The organism is Pedobacter lithocola (assembly GCF_042650845.1).
GTDB lineage: Bacteria > Bacteroidota > Bacteroidia > Sphingobacteriales > Sphingobacteriaceae > Pedobacter > Pedobacter lithocola.
Window position 1 is genome coordinate 438,634 of sequence record NZ_JBHSBW010000011.1, and the last position, 22,244, is coordinate 460,877.

Genomic DNA, 22,244 nt, shown 5'->3' on the forward strand with positions numbered 1-22,244 from the left:
GACGGATTTTAAATTATTTTAGTCCGTTGGCTGCTAACCATTTAGGATATTCTTTATCTATCAGTTTTTGCCCCCAGTTACCATACCAGGCATAGCCATTTCTCCGCTCCGGACTTAAATCTTCTAGCTTTAATTTTATGGTATTATCTCTATCGCCAAAAATTGGAATGTTCTTTTCTAAATCATAAAATCGAGCCCAAACAATGCCTGTATTATCTGCAATTAAACCTGAACCGGTTTTTTCCCTATCGAAACGATAGCCAACAATTTTATAATCGCTAAACCATTTAACGGCCGCCGTTATAGAATTTTTTATCTCGGCAGATGGATTTTTAAATTGCATTAAAAAACGAACAACACTTGCCGATTCACTTGTACTTAAAGAAGCTGGTTCAAATGCTCTTGCCTTTGCAGGCTGCAGCGTATTTTTATCATACTGTGCTGCCCAAATGGTTAAGTTATCGCCTTGTTTTACTTGGGTTTTTAAGATGCAATCTATCCCTTTAAGCACCGCTGTTTTTGCTTTTTCAATATATATCGAATTTACTACTTCGAAATCATTTGTTTGTGTAGCGATGTCTTGCAAAATGTTTAAAACATTTACCATTGCATCATCATTATAGGTAATTTCTGAACGGTAAAGGGCTTTATCTGGATAATATTGAGGCCAACCGCCATTTGGATATTGCGCTTCTAAAATAAAATCTAAACCGCGTTCTGCTGCTTTTAAATAGTTTTTGTTCTGCGATTTTTTATAAGCTTTTACCAAATAAATTATTTCTCTACTGGTGGCTCGATTATCAAAAGTTGCATGTAAATTGGTAGTTGCTTTTATCTTTTCGTTTAACGCTGGCGATAAGGGTAAATCGTAGTTTACAACACTTTTATCTTGCAACTGCTTTGGCCATCCTCCATTGCTTAATTGATAAACTAACATTTTATCCGCAATAGAATCGGTAGGCACTTGTGCATAACAAGACATTAAAAATGTACCGAAACCAAGCAAAAAAAATGTTTTTAATTTAATTGTGTTTATCATGTTAAGATGGTTTACTAAAAACCTTGTTTTATTTTTTAGTTGATGTTATTTCTTCGAAGGCACTTGTTTAATTAACCAATTCACTAAATCGTTTGTTGCTTTGTAATTTTCAAGGTCCTTTGGCAATTTCCTTCCATCAATATATTCATTGTAAAACCATGGATCGCCAACGGCGAAAACAGTTCCTTTACGATATTTTGCTGTAGCGATGATTACATCATTTTTATCGGTTAAAGCAGAAGTTGCAGGTGCTTTAGCAACAATTGTTGAAATTTCTTTGATGTAAACTTTTTTAGAAGTTTTAAAAATTGTATTGCCTTGCGGAATGGTAATCGCACCCTGCTCAAAATTTAATCCCTGTACTTTATTGCGGCTATCTTCATTAAAATGAATGCCAAAAGTTTCTGGCAAAATGTTAAATTTTGTGATTTCACAATTGCCTACATCGTTTAAAAGCAATACCAAAACGCCACCTGCTTTTACCCATTCGCTAATTTGCTTTGCATGTGTAGCATTCATAAAATTGGGCTTTGCAGTTTCCTTTTCTGTATCAGGATCAACAATAATATAGATGTTGCTACCTTTTAAATTTGAAAGTGTTGGTGCATCGGCAAGTGTTGATGTTTTTACTCCAGCATCGTTAAATACTTTTCCTAAAAGTGAGAATCCGTTATTATCATCCTCATTCCACAAATAATGAAATGGAATTTTATCGCCGGTTGGACCAGTCATGTATTCGTTATTGAAGAAGTTATCAACGGTAACGGTTAAATCTTTGCCTGGTTTTGGTAAAGCAGCTAATTCCATTTCGCTGGCAGCACAAATAAAAGCACCGACTCCTTTTGGGTCGTTGGTTATTACTTTTTCACTGATGTAATATTCAAAGCTACCATCTCTATATTTTGGTTTGCCGCCTAAGCCAGAAACAGAAACTGTTTTGGTTAAGTTCACTCTTTCATCACCAGCGCTTTCTATAAATTCTTTCTTTAAACCAGCATAGCCTTTATTTGCAGCTTTAGCAAAAGATTGCGGCAAGTAACCTTTACGAACGCCTTTCGCAAAACCATAAACAAACATGCTAGATGCGGAAGATTCTAAATAATTACCTTTTTTAGTAGGCATATCCAGGATGTCATACCAAACGCCAGATTTTGCATCTTGATATTTCATGGCAGCATTAGCTGTACGATTAAGAATTGCTGTTAAATCTTTATATTTAGGATGATTTTTCGAGAAATTATCAAGCACATCTACCAAAGCCATTATATACCAACCCATTGCTCTGCCCCAAAAATTTGGCGATTTACCCGTTGTTTTATCAGCCCATTTTTCTAATCTGCTTTCATCATATCCATGGTAAAGAAGTCCGGTTTTTGCATCTCTAGAATTTTTTTCCATCAAAATAAATTGATTGGCGATATCATCAAATGCCGAATCTTTTTTCATCAAAATTGCATATTCCGTATAAAATGGCTCTGCCATGTATAAACCATCAAGCCACATTTGGTTTGGATAAATTTTCTTATGCCAAAAGCCTCCTTCTTTTGTACGAGGTTGATTTTTAAGCTGATTATATAACTGTGTTGCTGCAGATAAATACTTTGGCTGACCGGTAACTTTGTACAATAATAAGAGCGAACGACCATTTTTAACATTATCAATATTAAAATCTTCGGCTTTGTAAGTTCTGATGTTACCCGTTTTATCTACGTAAGCATCCATAGAATTTTGGATGTACTTAAAATAATCTCCGTTGCCTGTGTTTCTCCAAACTTGTGCAGCGCCTTCCAAAACAACGCCCATATCGTAACTCCATTTTGGTCCTTTAGCATCTTTCAGTACCGTTGTATCCTGAAACAATGTTTCCATTGCTGTAAGCGTTAATTGCTCTGATAGTTTCTTTTGCGCAAAGCCACTTAAGGAAATTATTGTTAATACGAGCAGAAAGGATATTTTATGGATGATTTTTTTCATATTATTTAAAAATCTCTAAAACAGTTTTACTTACTTCTGTGCCAAATGCCGATGTTTTTTTGGCTTTAGTTACATCGGTACCGCTAATTTTTACGCCTTTGGTTTTTTCACCGGTGATGTTAAACAACAATTCACTTCCGTTTTTATATTGTAAACCATTAATGTTTATGTTGGTTCCATTTTGTACATGTAATATCGGATTTGTATCATCAGTTATCACATTAATGTTCTTTAAAAAAATGCCTGATGCTTCTATAATTTCAATTCCCTTTTTCGCCTGAATGGTTACATTTTCGAGATAAATATCTTTTATATTCATTTCTGGTAAACCTCTAAAAAATATAGCTTTGGCTGCTCCGTTTGCTACAACATTTTTAATGTAGAAGTTTTTGAATTGGGGTGTAGCCTCAGTAACAGGCACCGTAATGGTTTTTATGGCTTCACGTTTTTCTCCAGCTAAAGGAACCGGGTCTTGCGCTGCATAATACATATCAAATAAAATGGCTTCACCAGGAATATCAATCATATTAATATTATTGATGTAAATATTTTCTACAACACCCCCGCGACCGCGAGTGGTTTTAAAGCGTAAACCAATGTCAGTGCCAATAAATGAACAATCGTAAACCCAGATATTTTTTGCTCCGCCACTCATTTCACTACCGATTACGAAACCGCCGTGTGCATGGTAAACCACATTATTTCTGATAATGACGTTCTCTGTTGGCATTCCACGTTTTCTTCCTGATTCATCTCTTCCTGATTTTATACAGATTCCATCATCGCCAACATCAAATGTGCTGCCCTCTATTAACACGTTTTTGCATGATTCTACATCTACACCATCTCCGTTTTGAGCAAACCAAGGATTTTTAACTTGTAAATTTCTTAGTGTTAAGTCTTCGCACATTAACGGATGCAAGTTCCATGCGGGTGAGTTTTGAAAAGTAACGCCTTCTAAAAGGATTTTTTTACAACTTGTTAGTACAACCAAATTTGGGCGTAAAAAATCTTTAATATCATCATAATCTGCAGCAGTTTTACCAGGTACAATTACACCTGCATTCTTTATTTTAGAACCTTTTACGGTTTTTTGCGATGGATACCAGGTTTTACCATCTTCGCTAACAAAGCCACCAGATGCAACCAACTTTTGCCACTGTGTTTCGGTTAATTTATCCTTTTTAACCATGCGCCATGCGCCACCATTTCCGTCAATAATTCCTGAACCCGTTATGGCAATGTTTACCAAATTTACACCAGATATAGGACTTTGATTACGCCAAGCTGGCTGTCCTTCCCAATTGCCTTCAACCAGTTTATATTGATTAAAATCGTCTGTAAATTGAAGAATTGCATCACGCTTTAAATGAAGATTAACATTGCTTTTTAGTTCTATTGGTCCGGTAAGCCATAAGCCCGAAGGAATTAAAACTACTCCACCACCTTTTTCGCTTACTTTTGCAATCGCATTGTTTATAATGGTAGTATTCAAAGTTATGCCATCGCCTTTGGCACCGAACGTTACAATGCTAGTTGTATCTTTTTTAAATTTAACTTGTTGAATTACAGGTAAAACCTGTTTTTGAGCACTTACAGTTGTTGCAGCTAAAAAAAAGATGCATGCACTTACCGAAAATATATAATAGAATTTACCTCTGAAAAGATTCATGTTGTGCTCCGTTAAATTATACTTGGTTATTATTATAACAAGTGTACGGTGTTTAAGGCTAAAACAGAAGAGAAATCTATGCAATCGTTGCCAAAGAAAACAACCAAATGTATTGGTAAATTACTATTAACTATTTGTTTAATAGATGAATAGCCTATTATTTTAGTTGTGGAATCCAGCTTCGGAACACATTTTCCAGTGTATATGCTTCATATTCTTTAGCTGTTAATTGGTGAGACCATCCAACTCTATTATCTGTTTTTGCGCCCTTGCCCGAGTTATTATACTCTGCATAATAGGCTGTTTTTTCATTGCTTTCCTTACCCCAATTGTTCCATCCTGCAGGATTTATGAGTTCTGGAAGCACACAATTTAGATAGGCCACTTTAGCAAATGGTCGCCACGGTCTGCCTAAATAGAAACTATTTGATGCTGCATCGCCAACAACTTTACATTTATTAAATACGTAACCAAATTTTGTGGTATCGGCTGTAGATGCAGCAGTAATATACCCTGACTTCTTACAAAAAATGGTGCAGCTTTCAAACCAGGCCGTTGATGCACCAAAAATAAAATCTACTGTACCTTCAATATAGCAATTGTAATAATACTGCCGGTTATTGCCGCCATAGGTGTAAAGTGTATCTTGAAAACCCAAGAATCTGCAGTTGTTAAAAATCAACTTATCGCCACCAGCCCATACTGCAACTGCCTGCCCAACCGGGCCAGAAGAGTTTTGAAAAGTTATATTCTCTGCAGAAAACCCTTCACCATAAATGTAAAAACTTGATGAGCCAGAAGTCCCTTTTTCTTCGCCAAAAATATTTTTTTTCTGGTTGTAATCATCATAAGTTAAAATAGTTTCTTTTAAACTTTCACCAACAAGCTTTACGTTCTTTTTTGATGCTGCCAATACAAGCTTTTCTTTATACACACCCTTTTTAATAAAAATTACTGTTGTTTTATTCCTAAAATCAGGTACAGCATTAATGGCTTCCTGTACCGTTTTAAAATTGCCTTTTCCATCAATGGATACGATAAAATCGGGCTTTATTTGTGTAGCATTTGCAGATAAGCGAAATGCAATTAACAGCAGGATGAATACGGTTTTCATATTATGGTTAGCTAAAAATAAAATCGGCCACGTTATCGGTAAACCTTAAACGCAGCCGTGTTTTAATTAATATATGATGAGCAATTTTAATCATTAAAAATAAAGCAAAGAAGGATTAGCATAAATTAAACCTCGCAAACGATAACGGGAACGATTGCACAATAAACATTGGATTAAAAATAAAATTGGCTTAACCTTGTTTAGCCAAATATAAATTGAATTTTTTAATCAGTTTTCCAATGAAAAATCTATTAAACATACTTTTTTTATCCATCATTCCTTCGTTATGTTTTGCTCAAGATACAGTTAAGAATAAATATGTTTCTAAAGTTTGGGTTTCTGATTTGGGTAATGGAACTTTTAAAAACCCAGTTATAAATGCCGATTATTCTGACCCCGATGCCATTCGTGTAGGAAGTGACTATTATATGGTTGCGTCTAGTTTCGACGCAGTTCCCGGCTTGCCAATACTGCATTCTAAAGATTTAATTAATTGGAAAATAATCGGGCATGCTTTGTTGCGGCAACCGCCTTTCGAGCATTTTGAAAAAACACAACATGGAAATGGTGTTTGGGCGCCATCCATCCGGTATAGAAATGGCGAATTTTGTATTTATTATCCCGACCCAGACTTTGGGATTTACCTAACAAAGGCAAAAAGTATCACAGGACTTTGGTCTGCTCCTGAATTGGTTATTGCAGGTAAAGGTTTAATCGACCCATGCCCGTTTTGGGACGAAGACGGGAAGGCATATTTAGCTTATGCTTATGCCGGAAGCAGAGCAGGTATAAAAAGTGTTTTGGCCATTATGCCGTTAAATTCTGAAGGAACCAAACCCATCTTTGTAGGTACAATAGTTTACGATGGACATGAGCTCGACCCAACTATTGAAGGACCAAAAATGTATAAGCGGAATGGGTTTTATTATCTTTTTGCTCCTGCCGGAGGTGTTTCTACAGGATGGCAGGTAGTATTAAGAAGCAAAAACATTTATGGTCCATATGAGCGGAAAGTGGTTATGGACGAGGGCAAATCAGGCATTAATGGGCCACATCAAGGCGCTTGGCTTAATACCCAAACAGGGGAAGATTGGTTTATCCATTTTCAGGATAAAGATGCTTATGGTAGAGTTATTCATTTACAACCAATGAAGTGGGTAAATAATTGGCCAGTTATAGGAATTGATAAAGATGGTGATGGAAAAGGTGAGCCTGTAAAAAGCTTCAATAAGCCGAATGTTGGTAAAATATATCCCATAGAAACACCGATAGAGAGTGATGAATTTACAACACAACAACTGGGTTTGCAATGGCAATGGCAAGCAAATCCACAAAGCACCTGGGCATTTACCGATGCTGCAAAAAGCGTTTTAAAGTTATATACATCAAAAGTGCCTGATGATGCAAAAAATTTGTGGGATGTCCCAAATTTGTTGCTGCAAAAATTCCCTGCTGATGAATTTATGGCAACTACCAAACTAACCTTTAAACCAAACCCCAAACTAGAAAATGAAGAAACCGGATTGGTTGTATTAGGGAGAAATTATGCTGCATTCACAGTAAAAAGCAAAAAGGATGGAATCTACTTAATTTACAATACTTGTATTTCGGCAGATAAAGGAAAGGCTGAAGATGAAAATGAAATTATCAAATTAAATTCTAACGTGATTCACTTAAGTGTTAAAGTAACTGCTGGTGCAAAGTGCCAGTTTAGCTATAGCTATGATGGAGTAAAATTTATAAATGCTGGTGATGAATTTCAAGCTGTAGCCGGGCAATGGATTGGTGCAAAAATGGGCATATTTGCTACAAGAGAAACACAAACAAATGATTCGGGCATTGCAGAATACGATTGGTTTAGAGTTGATAAAATCAAATAGAGATAATTTTATTTTTGTGTAAATTAATTATAGTTAAAATTTATATATTTGAAGTTATAAATCAACTTTCCCTATATGACTTTAGTTCAGCTTGAATACATTGTTGCAGTAGATACTTACAGAAGCTTTGTTACGGCTGCAGAAAAGTGCTTTGTAACCCAACCAACTTTAAGCATGCAGGTTCAAAAACTGGAAGAGTTGCTCAGTGTAAAACTGTTCGATAGGAGCAAGCAACCTGTTAGTCCAACGGAGATTGGAACTCAAATTATTGCCCAAGCCAGGGTTATTCTTCAAGAAAGCGGTAAGGTTAAAGAGTTGATTAATAGTCAGCAGCAGGATGTTTTGGGCGAATTAAGAATCGGGGTCATCCCAACGGTTGCACCATACTTATTGCCTCAGGTAATATCGGCAATGCTAGAAAAATACCCGGATTTAAAATTAATGATTTGGGAATATACCACAGAAGACATTATTCACCATTTAAAAACTGGAGTTTTAGATTGTGGGATTTTAGCTACTCCGTTAACGGATATGAACATTTTAGAAATACCGCTTTATTACGAGAACTTTGTTAGTTATATTAGTAAAAACAGCAAATTATATAAGAAGAAAGCAATCGATGCTGAGGACTTGAACGATGAAAACATCTGGCTTTTAAATGAAGGGCATTGTATGCGGAACCAGGTGTTAAATATTTGCCGCTCTACCAAAAATAACAGGCTTCAGGGTTTAGAATATAATACAGGAAGTGTAGAAACCTTGGTAAGAATGGTAGATTTAAACGGTGGTGCAACACTGTTGCCAGAACTGGCAATAGCAGAATTAAATGTAAAACAAATCAACAAAATTAGGCACTTTAAATCGCCAGAACCTGTGCGTGAAATTAGTTTGGTTACACACAAAAACTACATCAAAAAAAGAATGCTAAATGCTTTAAAAGATGAAATTTTAGAAATAATTCCTAAAACCATGAAGCAAAAAAAGAAAAAAGATATCGTTGGTATCTAATAACCTGAGTTAGATTAATACTTTCAAAAAAAATTTGTTTGAACACCTTTTGCGTCATTCCGAGGTACGAAGCAATCTATTTATTTAGTTAGAAAGATTGATTCAGCTCGCAAAAGTCCAGCCTCGCAATTACGACCATTCTTGTTAAATGCTTACCGTTATTGTAAAATGCATTTTAATAATTGAAATCAGGTTAATTAAGTAAAAATTAGAGTTACTAGTTTACTTTTTCAGGTTTAAATAACAATCCGTTAATATCTCCTTCAACTTCTTCTTCGCCTTTTTTCTTCTTTTTATTTGATTTGCCGCTCAAACGCTCTTCGATAATTTTATCGTATTTGGTTTGTTGGTCGCCTTTTAATACGTTGCGAATTCCTTTCGAAGTTTCGTTTTGTAGTTTATAAAATTTATCAACATCTTCTTCTTTAGATGTTCCGGCTTGTTGTCTTTTAATTAAATCAGATTGTTCTTTAGCTTGATTAAACGTTAAACTATAAATGATGCTTTTTTGGGTATCATTCAATTTTAGTTTTTTATCTAAATCTTCAACATTTTTTTTGGCAATTTCTGATGATGTTGGCACCTTATTTTGCTGTGCAAATGTTAATGATGTAACGCCGAAAACCATTAAGAATAAGAATATAACCTTTTTCATGTGTAAAATATTATATGCGAAGGTATCGATTAATAAGAAAGCCTGCAAATTTGTGTTTACAGGCTTTCAAAGTAATTTTTGTTTCTACAATTATAGTGCTTTCTTATAAAGCTCTGCAACAGCATCCCAATTCACAGCATTCCAAATTGCTGCTAAATAATCAGGGCGTTTATTTTGATATTTTAAGTAATATGCATGTTCCCAAACATCGATACCAAAAATTGGTGTTCCTTTTACTTCAGCAATATCCATTAAAGGGTTATCTTGATTTGGAGTAGATGACACCTGTAGTTTTTTATCGGCACCAACTGATAACCAAGCCCAACCAGAACCAAAACGTGTTGCTCCAGCTTCTTGTAATTTAGTTTTTAATTCAGCGAAAGAACCAAAAGTTTCATTAATCGCTTTTGCTAAATCGCCTGTTGGTTCACCACCTTTATTCGGGCCTAAAACATTCCAGAATAATGAGTGATTATAATGTCCACCACCGTTGTTTCTAACAGCAGCCGGGTATTTCGAAATATTTTTAACAATATCCTCGATGCTAGAATTCGCCTCAGGCTTACCTTCTAATGCTTTGTTTAAGTTGGTAACATAAGCCTGGTGATGTTTGTCATGGTGAATTTCCATGGTCATTTTATCAATATGCGGTTCTAATGCATCGGTTGCGTAGTGTAACGCAGGTAATTCAAAAGCCATAATATTATATGTTTAAAGTTTAAAATATGTTTCTTGTAGCAAATATAACATTCGAAGGTTAAGTTTTGTTCACGTTATTATCATCAAATGATTTTTTACTTATTATATTGCTATATTATTTTCGATAAAATCTTCCTCTTCAAGTCAATCAAATTATCTTTTATTTAGGAAAAAATTTTTCATCAATTCAGCACATTCATCTGCTAAAACACCACCTTTTAGCACCGTTTTCGGGTGAAGCAATTTAGCACCTTTAGATAAAAAGCCTCTTTTTTCTTCTCTCGCACCATAAACAATTCTGCTTATCTGTGTCCAATAACTCGCCCCAGCACACATTACGCAAGGTTCAATAGTAACGTACAATGTACAGTCGGTCAAATATTTGCCTCCAATGGTTTGGGCTGCTGATGTAAAAGCCTGCATCTCCGCATGTGCAGTAACATCGTTAAAACGTTCTGTTAGATTGTATCCCCTTCCAATAATTCTGTGTTTTGAAACCACTATTGCGCCAATAGGAATTTCATCTTCTGACAAAGCCTTTTGGGCTTCTGCCAAAGCTAATTTCATATAGTGAAAATCTTCGGCCTCGGGATTGTTGTTTTCGAAATTATAAAAACTCATGGTTCAAATATAGCTTATATCATTTTACTACCGTTCGGTACTTTTTGATTTACTGTAGTTAAAACAATGTCGCCGCTTTCATTAGCAAAGCCTGTTACCAGAAACTCTGACATAAATTTTCCAATTTGCTTTTTCGGAAAATTAACTACACCAACAATTTGAATTCCTAAAAGATTATCTGCGGTATATAATTTAGTGATTTGAGCACTACTTGTTTTAATGCCAAACTCACCAAAATCAACCTTTAATTTGTATGCCGGTTTTCTGGCTTCAGGAAAATCAATAACTTCAATAATTGTACCTACACGTAATTCTACTTTTTCAAAATCATTCCAGGTTATTTCTTCCATAGGTATTTTTATGTGGTGTAAATTTAAAATAATCTAATCGGGATAAAGAAGATATTGAAATCTCAATAATTTCATTCGAAATTTATTATTTGATTAGCTTTTAGTAACGTATTTTTTTTGTTAAAAATCTCTATTTATTTTTTATGAATCATTACATTTAAACTTCCGAACCAAATAATCCTTAATAATTAATGAAAAATAACTTACTGGATACAAAAGATTACATCGTCTTTTTAATCTATTTCGTAATTGTTGCCGCTTACGGTCTGTACATTTACAATAAGAAAAAATCAGCATCAACTGGGTCTAAAGATTATTTTTTAGCCGAAGGTTCTTTAACCTGGTGGGCAATTGGCGCATCATTAATTGCTTCTAATATCTCTGCCGAGCAGTTTATTGGTATGAGTGGCTCGGGTTTTAAAATGGGTTTAGCCATTGCTACTTACGAATGGATGGCCGCCGCAACATTAATTGTTGTAGCTGTATTCTTTATTCCGGTTTACCTAAAAAATAAAATTTCTACCATGCCACAATTCCTGCACCAAAGGTATAATGGTACAGTAGCAATGATTATGGCTGTGTTTTGGTTGCTTTTGTATGTCGTGGTAAATCTTACTTCAATCTTATATCTAGGAGCTTTAGCAGTGAGTAGCATTTCTGGTTTTAGTCTCGATTTATGTATGTATGCCATCGCTGGTTTCGCGATAATTATTACCCTTGGCGGGATGAAAGTTATTGGTTATACAGATGTAATTCAAGTGTTTTTCTTAATCCTCGGCGGATTAGCTACTACATATTTGGCTTTGAATTTGGTTTCAGAACATTACGGAACTAAAGGAATTTTTGGAGGATACAGCTTGATGACGTCAAAAGCATCAGAACATTTCCACATGATTTTAAAACCTGAAAATGAAAATTACATTGATTTACCAGGCTTAAGTGTTTTGGTAGGCGGTATGTGGATTGTGAATTTAAATTACTGGGGTTGCAATCAATACATTACTCAAAGAGCGTTAGGAGCAGATTTAAAAACGGCCAGAAGTGGTATTTTATTCGCTGCATTTTTAAAATTATTAATGCCAATTATTGTGGTACTTCCAGGAATTGCAGCTTATGTTTTATACAAAGATGGCGCATTTCAATCAGAGATGCTACAAGATGGCTCTGTAAATCCTGATAGAGCATATCCTGTTCTGCTTAATTTATTACCTGCCGGATTAAAGGGTTTATCTTTCGCGGCATTAACGGCCGCTGTAGTTGCATCGCTTGCAGGTAAGGCAAATAGCATTGCAACAATTTTTACGTTAGATATTTACAAAAAGGTTCTTAATGTTGATGCAACCGAAAAGAACTTAGTTTTAACAGGTAAGGTTGCCATTATTGTGGCAATGGTTTTGGGTGTGCTAATTGCTCCTCATTTAGGTATCGATAAAAAAGGAGGTTTCCAATACATTCAGGAATACACAGGCTTCGTTTCTCCAGGTATTTTTGCCATGTTTATTTTAGGTTTCTTTTGGAAAAAGACGACATCAAATGCAGCCTTATTTGCTACAATTGGAGGCTTCGCGTTATCGCTTTATTTAAAATTTCTTCCAAAATGGCGTGATTTATCATGGTTATCAAGTACGGGTTTCTCTAAATTGGTGAAACAAGAGAATGGAAATATGTTATATGAAATTCCGTTTTTAGATAGAATGGGCTTCGTATTTATATTTTGTATTATAGGAATGTTTATTATTAGTATGATAGAAGGTAGAAAAGGCGTAAATACTAAAGGACTTGAAATTGATGCTAAGATGTTCAAAACCTCAACAGGTTTTGCAGTTGGCGCCTTGTTAATTTTGGGATTACTTGTTGCGCTTTATAGCATTTATTGGTAAGAGAAATTGTTTGTCATTGCTGAGATAGTTACCATCTACAGCAATGGCGAATTTTATATTAAAACCTTATTGTGCACAAGGCCCATCAGGGATTTCTTTGCTAATCTTAATCACCTTTGTTACTACCAAGGTAGAATCAAAATCTGCAGCTACAGTGGCAGTATCAGATTTTGAAAAATAACCTTCTAATTCTACATATACTGGCTCGTAAGGCTTTTCGAAGTTTAAATTACTGTATGATAATTCAAGATTTTTAACACTATCTGCCACCCAATATTCCCTGCCATCTTCGCAAAGCGTGAATGATTTCATTTCAGGTCCGAAACTGTATAAACCTTTAACGGTTTTACTTTTACTTGCTTCTTCAGTCTTCTCCTCTCTATTACAAGCGGTTATGGCAACGCCAAATAGCATAACGAATACGCCTGCTTGTTTAAATAGTTTCATGTAGTTTATAATGATTGATTAATTTGTTCTATGTTCTTTACGCTCAAATTAGATGACAAAGCAGATGCCAAAAATGAGAAAATGCCTACCGTAACAAAAACTAAAATAAAATCTTTCCATTTTAAACCTATCGGATAAGAGCTTATCAAGGTATCTTCTCCCATTTTAATGATTCCGAAGTTATGCTGAATGAAATAAAATATTATCCCGATTATTAATCCTAGTACACAGCCAGACATGGTAATCATCATTCCTTCCAATAAGAAAATTCTCTTAATTAGCGATTTGCTTGCTCCTAAACTGCTTAATATGGCAATATCCTTAACCTTATCTATTACCAACATGGTTAACGAGCCTATGATATTAAATATAGCAATAATTAGTATAAAGGTTAGTATGATATAAACTGCCCATTTTTCCGTATTTAAGATGTGATATAGCGATCGGTTTTGTTGAGCTCGGTTTCTCACTTCAAATGCCGAACCAGCCTTTTCTGCAACTTCTTCCTGAAATTTTTCTACATCAACACCGGGCTGCAGATATATTTCTATAGATGAAACATTCTTTTCTTCACCTAAAAGTGTTCTCGCAAAATCAAGCGGAACGATAATGCCATTATCAAACTCTTGCTGTACCTCAAATACACCGCTAACCCTGATGCTCTTGTTTACAAAGTCATCAGCTGGATTAAGGGTGTTTGCTGCAATATCTTTTTTCGGCGAGAAAACTTCCAATTCTGTAAAGGGATCAACCGTATTTACATTTAAATAACTTTGTAAAGCCGAACCAATTACCGAGGTATATCCGCTTTTATTATTTAAAACAAACCTGCCTTCTTTAATTGTACTATCTAATTTAGTGTTCTTTAAGTAATCATAGCTTACTCCTTTTACCATGCCTACAGCCTGCTTGTCGTTATATTTCAACAAGGCATTTTCTTGCAATACTTCAGTAAAAGAGTAAACATCTTTGCTATCCCTTAATTGATTAAAATATTCGGTATCAGGGTTAAAAGTTTTTCCCTTTGCCGGACTGATGGAAATTTCTGGTGTTACTGTATTAAACATGTTTAAAATGGTAACTTCTAAACCATTAAATACCGATAAAATAATTATTAATGCTGCACTACCAACCATTACCCCAACCATAGAAATGCCCGAAATTAAATTAATAGCATTTGTTGATTTTTTGGCAAACAAATACCTTTTGGCAATATAGAATGGAGTATTCACAGATTAAATGTATAAAAATGAATTGGATAGCTTTAATTTAGTTATTCCAAGGAGTTAACATTAAAAGAAGGGATTATGTTCTTTTTCAAAACCGATTGTTGTTGATGGACCGTGACCAGGATAAACTTTGCAATCGGCTGGTAATGGAAATATGTTTGTTTTTATGCTGTTGATAAGTTGATTGTGGTTACCGCCGGGTAAATCCGTGCGACCAATGCTGCCATAGAATAAAACATCGCCGCCAATTAAAAAGTTATCGGCTTCGCTATAAAAACACAAATGAGCAGGTGAATGCCCCGGTGCAAAAATCAGCTCCAGGCTACTGTTTCCAAAAGTTACTGTACCTTTTTCATCTAGAAATGTATCAGGTTCTGGCGAAAGTTCATATTTCCCAAAGCCCATCTGCGGCGCATAACCTGGTACAGCTTGTAAAATTTGCAGTTCGCCTTTATGAAATTGTGGTTTCAATCCCCAGGTATCAAAAACAAATTTATTACCGAAAACATGGTCTAAATGGCAATGTGTATTTAAAAGTAGTTCGGGTTTTAACTCGTTGTCTTTTATAAAGGCTACTAATTTATTTTGCTCTGAACCCTCATACATCCCTGGGTCGATGATTACGCATGATTTAGTTTCATCGTACAAAACGTAAGTATTTTCACTATAAGCGTTAAACGTAAATATTTTTATGCTAATCATAATGTTATTTTCATTCTAGAAATTAATCTTTCCATTTAAAGGTCGATATCATTTTATCAATATCAGTTTTTATGAATTTTACCACTGGTTCTATTGAATCGTACTGCGGACGTTCGTTAAAATACAAAGCACCTCTAAAATAATGTTTTGTGCTATCTGTTAGAAAAAACTGGACAGATGATGCTGTATTGCCTTCAATTGCATAGTAAATTCCGTAAACTTTTCTTTCCGGATAGTTAATTACTTTTTGATCAATAGCCCTTGCTTTTATGGTGTGCTTAAAGGCAAGCTTACGGGCATCTTCAACCATTTCATCATACTCAGCCTTATTCGAAACATCGTAATAAGTTAAATGCAAAAAACCATTAAATTGTTTAAAATGAAGATTGTACCAGTCTTTCCCGGTCTTTTTACCTTTGTCAATTTCCATTTTGGCATAAACAGGATATTGAAAACTAAAGGCCGAAGAGGATTTAAATTCCTGATATTTTTTTTCGGGATAAATAATTCTGAAATAAGCCTTTGGTTTCGGACTATAATCATTATTCTGGCAAGCTGCTAAAAGTAGAAGAAGCATTGAGGGCAGAAAAATAAAGTATTTCAATTTCATATTATCTTCTCTAGTAGTAGGCTAATGTAGAAACGCAGTTTATAATATATTATTCCAAATGCACCAGGCTTTTTCTGCTTGTTGATGAAGCATTTCCAAGCCATTTTTAGTTTTAGCGCCTTGTTCCGCTGCTTTTATTAAAAAAACTGTTTCTAACGGATTATAAACCAAATCATAAGCCAAGTGTTCTTTTCCTAATATATTGTAATTTATTTCAGGAAAGGTATCTATGTTGGGCGACATGCCCAAAGGCGTTGTGTTTATTAATAGTTTATGCGATTGCAAAAGTTCATCAGTTACATCGCTGTATAAGATTTTTCCTTCAAAAGCTTTGCGCACAACCACCTGAAACTCGATATTTAACTTGTGTAAAACATATTTTACTGCTTTCGCCGCCCCACCATCGCCAAATATTAAAGCTTTTTTATGCTGAGGTTCTAATAGAGGTTTTAACGAAGTTTCAAAACCAAATGCGTCAGTATTAAAACCTTTTAAATAGGTTTCTCCTTCAAAACTTCTTATCGCAATACAATTTACGGCCCCAATTTTTTCTGCTGCTTCCTCAATATCATTCAAAAATGGCATAACTGCAACCTTATGAGGAATGGTTACGTTTAAGCCATAGAGGGAAGGGTTTTTAACCAATAAATCTGGTAATGATTTTATACTTTCGATAGGAAAAAGCTCGTATTGGTGATCTTTTATACCTTCGTTGATAAACTTTTCGGTAAAATATTTTTTGGAGAATGAATGCGAAAGCGGAAACCCTATTAAGCCGTAAGTTTTCATAATTATATTTACACTAATGCGAGGCAAAAAACAACCTTATAAACAAGCAAAAAATAGTGCTGTTTGATTGCTTTATGCCTCGCAATAACGATTTTGAATATTTTATTTGCCTAAATTTAGGAAGTGGTCGAAAGTATCGCCTCTCAATCCTAAACGAATGGTTTCTAATGGAATAACTTCTGCAGGCGCAATGTTTCCTAAATTTACATTGGTGCCAATTAGTTTAATAAACCAAACCTGTTGCTCTTTTTGTGGAGCTTCCCAAATAATACTTTCTTCTGGAATTTGAGTTAGAATTTCATCAACCAAACCTTCTCTAACTTCACCGCTGCCACGATATATACCTACGTTTCCGCCTTCACGGGCTTCGGCAATTACTTTCCAGGCGCCAGCTTCCATTTCCGCTTTCATAAGTTTGATCCATTTATATGGAGCAAAAATTTTGGCAGCATCTTTACTTCCTACTTCAGAAATTACGGTAACTTGTTTAGCAAGTTCGCTAATGTAACCACATTTTATATCGTGTTCAATTTCGATAGAACCATCGGATACTTCGGCGTATTCCATTCCATATTGATCTAGAACACGTTGATAATCCTCGAATTGATTACGGATGATAAATGCTTCAAAAAGCGTTCCGCCGAAATAAGTTGGAATACCTGCACTTTTATATAAGGCTAATTTTTCTTTGAGGTTTGGTGTAACATGTGATGTAGCCCAACCTAATTTTACGATGTCTGTATAAACGCCGGCAACTTCAATAAAATCTTCTACCTGGCGAAGGCTTAATCCCTTATCCATAACCATTGTGTAGCCTTTTTGGCGTGGTTTAGCAGGACGCTCGGGAACGTTTAATAATGGGTAATTCATATGCGTACAAAAGTGAAAAAAATTTTGAGAATTATTTGTTAAATTTTTCTCACAGGGCTTTTACCTGATATATCTGTTTATAACGTTGATAATGGCGCTGTTATCCTGTAATTGAGGTAAATATTCAAATAAAATATAATGTTTATCAGGGTCAGTTGTTAAAGCGGTTTCTAAATAACCCAATGCATCGGCATAATTTCCTAATGCGAAAAGATATGCAACCATTCTATAATAAAGTTCTGCTGCTTCCGGATTATTTTTTATTGCTTCTGCCATCGTTTCCGATGCTTCTAGAAGTTTTCCTTGCTCGTATAAAACAGTACTAAAGTCTAACCAAGCCTCTATATCTAAAGGATTGTACTCTAATACTTTCTCATAAGCTGCAATAGATTCTTCAATTTGATTCAATTTGTAATGAGCATCGGCCATTGCAAACCAAAAATCTGGATTTTCGCCTTCTAAGTCTATGGCTTTTTTATAAAAATGTAACGATTCGAAATATCGCTCTTCATGATTTAACGTAACGCCAATTCCAAACCAGGCATCGGCCATTTTTGGATCCATTTTAACCGATTTCTTGTAGTAAGAACGGGCTTCATCCATTTTCTCCAACTTCTCGTAACATTCGCCAATTGCGCAATAAGTATCGGCATTGGGTTGTTCGTATTCGAAAGTGTGTTTATAAACTTCTATCGCCTCATCATATTTATCTAGCTGCACTAAAGCATTACCCTTATTAAAGTACGCTGAGCTAAAATCTTCTTTAATTAAAATGGCATAATCGTAAGCATCAATCGCTTTTTCAAAAAGATTAAGTTTATGAAAGCTGTTGCCCAAGTTATACCATGCCGCATACGAATACGGGTCAGTATCAATATATTGCTGATAAAATTTTATGCTTTCTTCTTGTTTATCTAAAACATCATAACAAAAAGCCAGTTCGTATAAACCATCCTGATTTTCCATGTTTTGCTCCAAACTTAGTTTAATGTAAGTGATGGCGCTTTCATAATCAGACATGCTTTGATATACATAAGCAATTTGAAGTAAAATCTCATCAGTGCTTTCTGCTAAATCTAAAGCCTTTTCGTAATTCTCTAAAGCTTCGCTATAACGTTCTGTATTTTGATAGATATTACCACGCAGTAAGTAAATATCCGGTTCAGATGGTTCAAGCAATTCGGCTTTTTGCAAGGCAATAAAAGCTTGCTCGTTATGGTTTGTAAGAATAAACAAATGGGCTTGTTTTATTAAAAATACGGTAGCGTAAGGATGTTGGCTAACCGCATAATCTACTACCTGCAAAGCCTTAACAGGATCGTTTTTCTCGATGTAAAAATCTACAATGTATTCAAAGGCACCTGCATCAAAAAAGTATTGATCCTTATTGCGAATCATTTCTTCGTAACGCTCGATAGAACGTTGTGCATCTTCATTGGATTCAAAAAAAAATTCTTCTTCCATATCGTTATACTATTAAAAGAACCGTGCCATTTAGTAGAAAAACACATTATAAGTTTACAATATTTACCAATGCCCTTTATAAATAATTATTAACAATGTATGTTAATATAGGCGTAAATCGTTGAAATAAACTCTTTTAGTTGTGTTAAAATGTGTGAGTAATCAACAAATTATTCTGTAGCAGCAGTTCCTTTTCTCTTCTTTTACAAAAATAACATAAATTTATTTTATCAAAGGTAATTCAGAAGTCATGAAAAGAGTATTCGTTTTGGCGCTTATATGTGCATTTTTTAGTCAGAAACTGATGGCACAAAAATCAGTAGAAGATTCAGTTAAAGCCGTGGTAAACAATTTATTCGCGGGTATGAAGAAAGGTGATAGTTCATTGGCATCATCCGCCTTTGCAAGCACGTGTATTATGCAAACCATTGTTAATAAAAATGGAATAAATACAGTACAAACTTCACCAATATCTAACTTTTAAAGTTTATTGGCACACCGCATCCACAGAAATATGATGAGCGAATTGTATTTACAAAAGTTTTAATTGATGGGCCGTTAGCCAGCGTGTGGACGGACTATAAATTTTATATTGATGATAAATTCAGTCATTGCGGGGTGAACTCTTTTCAATTGGTTAAAGGCGAAAGCGGCTGGCGAATTGTTTATATTATTGATACCCGGAGAAAAGATGATTGTAAATCTTAGCTTTGAATTATTGATGATTAAAAATTATAACAGCGCATTCTATGAAAACAGATATTCAATCTATATTAAATACATTAGAAATTCAACCCGAAAACCTGGCCTATAGCACGGGTAACAATTGGGGAGGATCATCAAATTCAGAAACTATTGTTAGCTCCTCACCAGTTGATGGTAAAAGTATTGCTACGGTAAAAGTGGCCAATCAGGCTGATTATAATTCGGTAATTGAAAAGGCACAAGAAGCTTTTCTTTTCTGGAAGACAGTTCCATCACCCAAAAGAGGAGATATAGTTCGCCAGCTTGGTGATGCTTTGCGGCAAAATAAAGAAGCTTTAGGTACGCTCGTATCTTACGAAATGGGTAAAAGTTTGCAAGAGGGTTTTGGTGAGGTGCAGGAGATGATAGACATTTGCGATTTTGCTGTTGGTTTATCTCGGCAGCTTTATGGTTTAACCATGCACAGCGAAAGACCAAGCCATCGTATGTACGAACAATGGCATCCTTTAGGAATTGTAGGTATTATTTCTGCATTTAATTTTCCTGTTGCAGTATGGAGCTGGAATGCGGCATTAGCTTTGGTTTGTGGTAATGTTTGCATCTGGAAACCATCCGAAAAAACACCTTTAACCGGGATTGCCTGCCAGAAAATTATAGCGAAAGTTTTAGCAAATAATGATATTCCTGAAGGTGTTTCAAACCTAATTGTTGGCGATAAATTGATTGGCGAATTAATGACTAATGATGGTCGTGTACCTTTAATTTCTGCAACGGGTTCTACTCGAATGGGTAAGGAGGTTGCAGCTGCAGTTGGTGCCCGTTTAGGGAAAAGTTTGCTAGAACTAGGAGGTAATAATGCAATAATCATTTCTGAACATGCCGATCTAGATATGAGTTTAATTGGCGCAGTTTTCGGAGCTGTAGGTACCGCAGGGCAACGTTGTACCTCTACCAGAAGATTAATTATTCACGAAAAAGTATATGATACTTTTAAAGAGAAATTGGTTAAAGCCTACGGACAATTAAGAATTGGAGATCCATTAGATCAAAACAATCATGTTGGTCCGCTGATTGATACAGACGCCGTTAAAGCTTATCTAAATTCGATTGAAAAATGTAAAGCAGAAGGTGGAAATTTCGTAGTAGATGGTGGGGTTTTAGAAGGCGGAAATTATAGCAGCGGTTGTTATGTTAAGCCGTGTATTGCCGAGGTTAAGAATGATTATGAAATTGTACAACATGAAACCTTTGCGCCAATTTTATATTTAATTAAATACAAAACTTTAGATGAAGCAATTGCATTGCAAAACGGTGTACCGCAAGGTTTATCATCAGCAATTATGACGTTGAATTTGCGTGAAGCAGAATTGTTCCTATCTAATCAAGGATCTGATTGTGGAATAGCGAACGTAAATATTGGAACATCGGGAGCAGAAATTGGTGGTGCTTTTGGCGGTGAAAAAGAAACGGGAGGCGGTAGAGAAAGTGGTTCTGATGCCTGGAGAGCATATATGAGGCGCCAAACAAATACAATCAATTATTCTAATACATTACCACTTGCACAAGGAATAAAGTTTGATTTTTAAGAATTGGTTTTCTGTGTTATGCTCAGCTTGTTGAGTACCTTTTGAAAAACGCTTTAGCAATTCCTACCGCAAAAGGCATAAAAAAACGGTGAAAGAATCGCTCTTTCACCCTTATCATTAACTAAAACTAAACTATTTATATAGATTATTAGAAAAACTTTTCTAATAAGTCGGTTTTGATATCTGCATAGCGAGAAGTATTGTTTGCGTAAATTGCTTTCGTAGAAATACTAATGTTTGTACTTTCTGCAGCAAAATCATCCATTTTCAATTTGGCTTCTTCGCCTAATACTACGGTATGGTTTTCTGTAGCTCCTGCTAAATTTAAGCTTGTGCCATCGTTAATTAATGTAGATAAATTAACTGTGTTAGCATTAATATTGGCGCTTGATTTATCTTTTAACACTACATTAAGATTTAATAAATTAAATAATCCAGCTGTTGTAACTGATGAAGTATTAGAAGCCTCAATCGACGAAATATTATTTACATGAGCTACAACTGTTAAGGCGTTTTTGCTAAAAGAACTTATGCGAAGTTCAGAACCTTGTTGTTGCACCAATGCATTGTTTGCATAATATTTATCGTAAACCTCTACGCTCTCTTTCCCATCCTGAACAAGTATTAATTTTACGTTACCGCTAACCGAAATTTTAGTGATGTTTTTAACCTGAGTTAAGGCGGTATAACTGCTGTTATTTTCGGTAGCATTTGCTATTGTTGTTGCGCTGCTTAAAGTAACTACTGTTAAGGCTGCAATAAATAAGTTTTTGATAGAATTTTTCATGACTTTAATATTTTATATGTTATAAATCTTTTTTTAAATCCCTAATTATTTGGTGGTTTTAAATATAAGACGATAACAATTCGAAAACGTTTCAGCAGATTTACCTGTATTATACCACAATGGATAATTGATAGACGAACGCCTGTAATATCTATACGAAAAG

21 protein-coding genes are annotated in these 22,244 nt (G+C 35.0%); 5 read left to right on the top strand and 16 right to left on the bottom strand.

The genetic code is table 11. The features are described 5' to 3' along the window. Positions 1–13: 13 nt before the first annotated feature. The 4 genes from pelA to ACFOWA_RS12275 form a co-directional block, all read right to left on the bottom strand. Entirely contained in the window at positions 14–1,039 is a 1,026-nt protein-coding gene (gene pelA, locus ACFOWA_RS12260) for a pectate lyase (RefSeq protein ID WP_378985517.1), read from the bottom strand. Positions 1,040–1,084: 45 nt separating this feature from the next. Beyond that, on the bottom strand, positions 1,085–3,013 hold the full coding sequence (locus ACFOWA_RS12265) for a glycoside hydrolase family 88 protein (RefSeq protein WP_378985519.1): 1,929 nt from the start codon (positions 3,011–3,013) through the stop codon (positions 1,085–1,087). A 1-nt stretch (position 3,014) separates the two neighbouring features. After that, on the bottom strand, positions 3,015–4,685 hold the full coding sequence (locus tag ACFOWA_RS12270) for a glycoside hydrolase family 28 protein (protein ID WP_378985521.1): 1,671 nt from the start codon (positions 4,683–4,685) through the stop codon (positions 3,015–3,017). A 157-nt stretch (positions 4,686–4,842) separates the two neighbouring features. Next, positions 4,843–5,799 (bottom strand): pectinesterase family protein, encoded by a 957-nt coding sequence (locus tag ACFOWA_RS12275; RefSeq protein WP_378985523.1) that lies wholly within the window; start codon positions 5,797–5,799, stop codon positions 4,843–4,845. A gap of 239 nt (positions 5,800–6,038) precedes the next feature. Between ACFOWA_RS12275 and ACFOWA_RS12280 the strand changes: the two genes are divergently transcribed. Further along, positions 6,039–7,679, top strand: coding sequence for a glycoside hydrolase family 43 protein (locus ACFOWA_RS12280; RefSeq protein WP_378985525.1), 1,641 nt, complete (start codon positions 6,039–6,041; stop codon positions 7,677–7,679). A 75-nt stretch (positions 7,680–7,754) separates the two neighbouring features. Then, on the top strand, positions 7,755–8,687 hold the full coding sequence (locus ACFOWA_RS12285) for a hydrogen peroxide-inducible genes activator (RefSeq protein WP_378985527.1): 933 nt from the start codon (positions 7,755–7,757) through the stop codon (positions 8,685–8,687). Positions 8,688–8,904: 217 nt separating this feature from the next. On the opposite strand, the gene ACFOWA_RS12290 is transcribed toward ACFOWA_RS12285, so the two are convergent. From ACFOWA_RS12290 to ACFOWA_RS12305, 4 genes are all read right to left on the bottom strand, one after another. Next, the gene (locus ACFOWA_RS12290) at positions 8,905–9,342 is read right to left on the bottom strand and encodes a hypothetical protein (protein ID WP_378985529.1); all 438 of its coding nucleotides are present in this window, start codon (positions 9,340–9,342) and stop codon (positions 8,905–8,907) included. Between the two features lie 90 nt (positions 9,343–9,432). Beyond that, a complete protein-coding gene (locus tag ACFOWA_RS12295) occupies positions 9,433–10,041 on the bottom strand; it encodes a superoxide dismutase (RefSeq protein WP_378985531.1) in 609 nt (202 codons plus the stop codon). A gap of 153 nt (positions 10,042–10,194) precedes the next feature. After that, positions 10,195–10,662: a nucleoside deaminase gene (locus tag ACFOWA_RS12300; RefSeq protein WP_378985533.1), complete on the bottom strand. Its 468-nt coding sequence runs from the start codon at positions 10,660–10,662 to the stop codon at positions 10,195–10,197. Between the two features lie 14 nt (positions 10,663–10,676). Beyond that, positions 10,677–11,012, bottom strand: a complete 336-nt coding sequence (locus ACFOWA_RS12305; RefSeq protein WP_378985535.1) for a tRNA-binding protein — start codon at positions 11,010–11,012, stop codon at positions 10,677–10,679. Between the two features lie 191 nt (positions 11,013–11,203). Between ACFOWA_RS12305 and ACFOWA_RS12310 the strand changes: the two genes are divergently transcribed. Then, positions 11,204–12,892, top strand: coding sequence for a sodium/sugar symporter (locus ACFOWA_RS12310; RefSeq protein ID WP_378985537.1), 1,689 nt, complete (start codon positions 11,204–11,206; stop codon positions 12,890–12,892). Positions 12,893–12,958: 66 nt separating this feature from the next. On the opposite strand, the gene ACFOWA_RS12315 is transcribed toward ACFOWA_RS12310, so the two are convergent. From ACFOWA_RS12315 to ACFOWA_RS12345, 7 genes are all read right to left on the bottom strand, one after another. Beyond that, positions 12,959–13,339 carry a hypothetical protein gene (locus ACFOWA_RS12315; RefSeq protein WP_378985539.1) on the bottom strand — a complete coding sequence of 127 codons (381 nt, stop codon included), beginning with the start codon at positions 13,337–13,339 and terminating at the stop codon, positions 12,959–12,961. A gap of 5 nt (positions 13,340–13,344) precedes the next feature. Further along, positions 13,345–14,571 carry an ABC transporter permease gene (locus ACFOWA_RS12320; protein ID WP_378985541.1) on the bottom strand — a complete coding sequence of 409 codons (1,227 nt, stop codon included), beginning with the start codon at positions 14,569–14,571 and terminating at the stop codon, positions 13,345–13,347. 60 nt (positions 14,572–14,631) lie between these two features. Then, positions 14,632–15,270 (bottom strand): MBL fold metallo-hydrolase, encoded by a 639-nt coding sequence (locus ACFOWA_RS12325; RefSeq protein WP_378985543.1) that lies wholly within the window; start codon positions 15,268–15,270, stop codon positions 14,632–14,634. A 22-nt stretch (positions 15,271–15,292) separates the two neighbouring features. Beyond that, on the bottom strand, positions 15,293–15,880 hold the full coding sequence (gene gldD / locus ACFOWA_RS12330) for a gliding motility lipoprotein GldD (RefSeq protein ID WP_378985545.1): 588 nt from the start codon (positions 15,878–15,880) through the stop codon (positions 15,293–15,295). Between the two features lie 39 nt (positions 15,881–15,919). Then, a complete protein-coding gene (locus tag ACFOWA_RS12335) occupies positions 15,920–16,669 on the bottom strand; it encodes a shikimate dehydrogenase family protein (protein WP_378985546.1) in 750 nt (249 codons plus the stop codon). Between the two features lie 102 nt (positions 16,670–16,771). Beyond that, on the bottom strand, positions 16,772–17,539 hold the full coding sequence (locus ACFOWA_RS12340; RefSeq protein ID WP_123207627.1) for a phosphosulfolactate synthase: 768 nt from the start codon (positions 17,537–17,539) through the stop codon (positions 16,772–16,774). A gap of 60 nt (positions 17,540–17,599) precedes the next feature. Then, positions 17,600–19,003 (bottom strand): tetratricopeptide repeat protein, encoded by a 1,404-nt coding sequence (locus tag ACFOWA_RS12345; RefSeq protein ID WP_378985549.1) that lies wholly within the window; start codon positions 19,001–19,003, stop codon positions 17,600–17,602. A 250-nt stretch (positions 19,004–19,253) separates the two neighbouring features. Here ACFOWA_RS12345 and ACFOWA_RS12350 point away from each other — a divergent pair, with 250 nt between their 5' ends. Both ACFOWA_RS12350 and amaB read left to right on the top strand, forming a co-directional pair. After that, positions 19,254–19,487 (top strand): hypothetical protein, encoded by a 234-nt coding sequence (locus ACFOWA_RS12350; protein WP_378985551.1) that lies wholly within the window; start codon positions 19,254–19,256, stop codon positions 19,485–19,487. Positions 19,488–19,752: 265 nt separating this feature from the next. Continuing rightward, a complete protein-coding gene (gene amaB / locus ACFOWA_RS12355) occupies positions 19,753–21,294 on the top strand; it encodes an L-piperidine-6-carboxylate dehydrogenase (RefSeq protein WP_378985553.1) in 1,542 nt (513 codons plus the stop codon). Between the two features lie 148 nt (positions 21,295–21,442). Here amaB and ACFOWA_RS12360 read toward each other — a convergent pair whose 3' ends face one another. After that, the gene (locus ACFOWA_RS12360) at positions 21,443–22,081 is read right to left on the bottom strand and encodes a GIN domain-containing protein (RefSeq protein ID WP_378985555.1); all 639 of its coding nucleotides are present in this window, start codon (positions 22,079–22,081) and stop codon (positions 21,443–21,445) included. Positions 22,082–22,244 lie beyond the last annotated feature (163 nt).

Coding starts and splice junctions, on each gene's coding strand:
- ACFOWA_RS12305 (WP_378985535.1), bottom strand. CDS start 11,012: ATGGAAGAAATAACCTGGAATGATTTTGAAAAAGTAGAATTACGTGTA.
- ACFOWA_RS12270 (WP_378985521.1), bottom strand. CDS start 4,685: ATGAATCTTTTCAGAGGTAAATTCTATTATATATTTTCGGTAAGTGCA.
- ACFOWA_RS12265 (WP_378985519.1), bottom strand. CDS start 3,013: ATGAAAAAAATCATCCATAAAATATCCTTTCTGCTCGTATTAACAATA.
- ACFOWA_RS12345 (WP_378985549.1), bottom strand. CDS start 19,003: ATGGAAGAAGAATTTTTTTTTGAATCCAATGAAGATGCACAACGTTCT.
- ACFOWA_RS12350 (WP_378985551.1), top strand. CDS start 19,254: ATGAAAAGAGTATTCGTTTTGGCGCTTATATGTGCATTTTTTAGTCAG.
- ACFOWA_RS12360 (WP_378985555.1), bottom strand. CDS start 22,081: ATGAAAAATTCTATCAAAAACTTATTTATTGCAGCCTTAACAGTAGTT.
- amaB (WP_378985553.1), top strand. CDS start 19,753: ATGAAAACAGATATTCAATCTATATTAAATACATTAGAAATTCAACCC.
- ACFOWA_RS12340 (WP_123207627.1), bottom strand. CDS start 17,539: ATGAATTACCCATTATTAAACGTTCCCGAGCGTCCTGCTAAACCACGC.
- gldD (WP_378985545.1), bottom strand. CDS start 15,880: ATGAAATTGAAATACTTTATTTTTCTGCCCTCAATGCTTCTTCTACTT.
- ACFOWA_RS12295 (WP_378985531.1), bottom strand. CDS start 10,041: ATGGCTTTTGAATTACCTGCGTTACACTACGCAACCGATGCATTAGAA.
- pelA (WP_378985517.1), bottom strand. CDS start 1,039: ATGATAAACACAATTAAATTAAAAACATTTTTTTTGCTTGGTTTCGGT.
- ACFOWA_RS12315 (WP_378985539.1), bottom strand. CDS start 13,339: ATGAAACTATTTAAACAAGCAGGCGTATTCGTTATGCTATTTGGCGTT.
- ACFOWA_RS12325 (WP_378985543.1), bottom strand. CDS start 15,270: ATGATTAGCATAAAAATATTTACGTTTAACGCTTATAGTGAAAATACT.
- ACFOWA_RS12275 (WP_378985523.1), bottom strand. CDS start 5,799: ATGAAAACCGTATTCATCCTGCTGTTAATTGCATTTCGCTTATCTGCA.
- ACFOWA_RS12300 (WP_378985533.1), bottom strand. CDS start 10,662: ATGAGTTTTTATAATTTCGAAAACAACAATCCCGAGGCCGAAGATTTT.
- ACFOWA_RS12280 (WP_378985525.1), top strand. CDS start 6,039: ATGAAAAATCTATTAAACATACTTTTTTTATCCATCATTCCTTCGTTA.
- ACFOWA_RS12335 (WP_378985546.1), bottom strand. CDS start 16,669: ATGAAAACTTACGGCTTAATAGGGTTTCCGCTTTCGCATTCATTCTCC.
- ACFOWA_RS12290 (WP_378985529.1), bottom strand. CDS start 9,342: ATGAAAAAGGTTATATTCTTATTCTTAATGGTTTTCGGCGTTACATCA.
- ACFOWA_RS12285 (WP_378985527.1), top strand. CDS start 7,755: ATGACTTTAGTTCAGCTTGAATACATTGTTGCAGTAGATACTTACAGA.
- ACFOWA_RS12310 (WP_378985537.1), top strand. CDS start 11,204: ATGAAAAATAACTTACTGGATACAAAAGATTACATCGTCTTTTTAATC.